This is a genomic window from Holdemanella porci, from assembly GCF_009696075.1.
GTDB classification, from domain to species: Bacteria; Bacillota_I; Bacilli_A; order Erysipelotrichales; family Erysipelotrichaceae; genus Holdemanella; species Holdemanella porci.
In genome coordinates this window covers 1-1,352 of the sequence record NZ_VUMR01000121.1, presented here as the reverse complement: position 1 = coordinate 1,352, position 1,352 = coordinate 1, and the positions used below count along the sequence as shown (strand labels likewise).

Annotated in this window: 2 protein-coding genes; both read right to left on the bottom strand. The window is 30.7% G+C overall.

Features of this window, described 5'->3' with window-relative positions:
• Positions 1-91: 91 nt before the first annotated feature.
• Positions 92-664, bottom strand: a complete 573-nt coding sequence (locus FYJ55_RS10660) for a hypothetical protein (protein WP_154556800.1) — start codon at positions 662-664, stop codon at positions 92-94.
• Complete coding sequence (locus FYJ55_RS10655) at positions 661-1,152, bottom strand: hypothetical protein (RefSeq protein ID WP_154556799.1); 492 nt, start codon at positions 1,150-1,152, stop codon at positions 661-663. Before FYJ55_RS10655 ends, FYJ55_RS10660 begins: the two co-directional genes overlap by 4 nt.
• Between the last annotated feature and the right edge of the window lie 200 nt (positions 1,153-1,352).

The window sequence follows — 1,352 nt, the reverse complement described above, 5'->3', positions numbered from 1 at the left end:
GTACTACTTAGATTGAAAAACATCTATAAAATCACTCGCTTAAAGGATTTGAAAAACGAGTGGTTATTCGTGTAAGTGATAAAAAGAAGAATTATAGCAAAGTCACCAAATTGCTAGTTAAGCCAATTTTAATTTCTCTTTCCAACTTATTTTGTGCAATATCTGTACAGATTATTCGTAAAGATTTATTTTTGGATGTAACATCCACATCAAATTCAAGACCTTCACAATCTATTTGTTCATCATCTAAATAAACCTCAATACTTTTCACATTTTGTTCGAATATCTTTACATGAATGGTTTCTTTATCTTCTAAAGGAAGCACATCTATGATATTTTGATTGCCTGTATCGAATACAATATCTGGCATTGTCGTATCTAATAGAATTGTTTTTTCACCTTCCTGTAAAGCATAACCATCTATATCTTTTAGAATAAATACAAGCTGCGTGATTCCTTCTTTTTGAATATCGATAAAAGTATGTTCTTGGTTTAAATCAATTTCTTTGCCATCATAAATAACTAAACTAGAATCTCGATCCACTTTTTCATCAAAAAACAACTCAACATTTCCTGTCGCAGAGGCCACACCATTTATAAAGCTTTCTGTTTCCTGCCAATATATAAAATCTGTATATTCAACATCTTGTAGAGAAACAATCATAGACTCCTCCAAAATTCATAAAGATCTTTCCATCTTTCACTTTTTAAATTGTCAATAAAAATCACTGGAATTTCCATATTTTCACTCTCCTTATTTCGTAACAAAAGTACATATTCCAAGTAATTGCATCCTAGATTTTCAAATTCGGCTTGATACGTTTTTAATGTCTCTGGATTTATACTTTCAATCCATTCTTTAATCGGTTGAATCGAAATTTTAATTTCTTTATGCAAACCAAACTGAAGACATTGATTTACAACGTTCAATTTATCTTTTAGAAGCAAGTTATTTGAATTCACCAGCTTAACACACGTATCAATATGTGTGGCATCCGGATTTAAATACACCAACACAAGTGCTTGAAGCTCTGGCCATTTATCTAAAGAAACACGATCATATACATATCGAATCAAAGTAGCATCTTTTGTCGCTATTGCCTCCTCCATTAAAAATAAAGATGCTTGTTCATTGACATATACTTCATCCAAGATCCATCCATTAGAGATCCACGTATATAAACGATCTTTTTTATCAGACTCTTTATACGCTTTTTCAAATAAGGTGGTACTACGTCAAGAAAAAGGACTCATAAAATAGATAAATTTTAAATTCTAATGTTTTGAATAATAATTATTCTCATATTGATTTGGTGATTCATAACCGCAATGGCTATGGATTCGTATCGTGT

What these genes read in the sequence shown, in the direction of transcription:
- FYJ55_RS10660 (WP_154556800.1), bottom strand. Translation starts at nt 664, where the DNA reads ATGATTGTTTCTCTACAAGATGTTGAATATACAGATTTTATATATTGG.